General features: G+C 69.2%; 3 protein-coding genes. All 3 read right to left on the bottom strand.

From position 1 onward, the window contains the following. Positions 1 to 376: HupE/UreJ family protein (locus tag N878_RS20710; protein ID WP_021445445.1), on the bottom strand; the 376-nt coding region annotated here is incomplete at its 3' end. Between the two features lie 21 nt (positions 377 to 397). Next, positions 398 to 1,012, bottom strand: coding sequence for an urease accessory protein UreG (gene ureG, locus N878_RS20715; protein ID WP_021445446.1), 615 nt, complete (start codon positions 1,010 to 1,012; stop codon positions 398 to 400). A 13-nt stretch (positions 1,013 to 1,025) separates the two neighbouring features. Next, positions 1,026 to 1,312: urease accessory protein UreF (locus N878_RS20720; RefSeq protein WP_021445447.1), on the bottom strand; the 287-nt coding region annotated here is incomplete at its 5' end.

Genomic DNA, 1,312 nt, shown 5'->3' on the forward strand with positions numbered 1-1,312 from the left:
GGGTCAGGGCGAACAGGGCGGTGAGGGCGATGGACAGGGCCATCGGCAGGCGCACGGCCACCGCCACCAGCAGGCCGAAGGCCAGTACCGAGCCGGCGATGCCGGTTTCCATCAGCGGGATGGTCACGCCGGCAAAACCGAGCAGGCCGCCGAACAGCATGCTGGCGACGAAGGTGGCCGGCAGCGCCCAGCGCGCCGCACCGCTCTGCTGCGCGGCCCACAGGCCGACGGCGAGCATCGCCAGGAGGTGATCGAGGCCCAGCAGCGGGTGCGCCAGGCCGGCCAGCACGCCGGAGTGGTCGTGGCCGGCGTGGGCGAAGGCCAGGCCCGGGGTGCAGAACAGGGCGAGGGCATAGAGGGTTTTGCGCAGATTCATGTGGATCTCCTTGAGGTGGAATCAGGCCGCCGTGAGCATGCCCTGGCGTTCGATAAAGGCGATGATCTCGTCGAGGCCCTGGCCGATTTTCTGGTTGCTGAAGACGAAGGGCTTGTCGCCGCGCATCTTCAGGGTGTCGCGCTGCATCACCTCCAGCGAGGCGCCGACCAGCGGCGCCAGGTCGACCTTGTTGATCACCAAGAGGTCGGATTTGCAGATGCCCGGGCCGCCCTTGCGCGGCAGCTTGTCGCCGGCGGAGACGTCGATCACGTACAGGGTCAGGTCGGACAGCTCGGGGCTGAAGGTGGCCGAGAGGTTGTCGCCGCCGGATTCGACGATGATCAGGTCGAGGCCGGGGAAACGCCGGTTGAGCTGCTCCACCGCCTCCAGGTTGATCGAGGCGTCCTCGCGGATCGCCGTGTGCGGGCAGCCGCCGGTTTCCACGCCGATGATGCGCTCGGGCTCCAGGGCCTCGTTGCGCACCAGGAACTGGGCGTCTTCCTGGGTGTAGATGTCGTTGGTGACCACGGCGATGTTGTAGCGCTCGCGCAGGGCGCGGCACAGGGCCAGGGTCAGGGCGGTCTTGCCGGAACCGACCGGGCCGCCGATGCCGACGCGCAGGGGTTGGCTGTTCATCTGTTGTTCCTCGTCAGGAGCGGAAGAGACGCGAGTACTGGCGCTCGTGCGCCATGCTCGCCAGGGCCAGGCCGAAGGCGGCACTGCCCCAGTGTTCGGGGGTTAGGGTTTCGGCCTGGCGTTGCGCCGCCTCGAGCTGCGGCAGCAGGCTACTGGTCAGGCGCTGGGCGGCCTGCTGGCCCAGCGGCAGGGTCTTCATCAGCACCGCCAGCTGGTTTTCCAGCCAGCCCCAGAGCCAGGCGGCCAGGGCCTCATCGGGGGCGATGCGCCAGGCACGCGCGGCCAGCGCCCAGGCCAGGG

Source organism: Pseudomonas sp. EGD-AK9 (assembly GCF_000465935.2).
Lineage (GTDB): Bacteria > Pseudomonadota > Gammaproteobacteria > Pseudomonadales > Pseudomonadaceae > Aquipseudomonas.

Excerpts from the sequence above, each read along its gene's own strand:
- ureG (WP_021445446.1), bottom strand. The coding sequence starts at position 1,012 with ATGAACAGCCAACCCCTGCGCGTCGGCATCGGCGGCCCGGTCGGTTCC.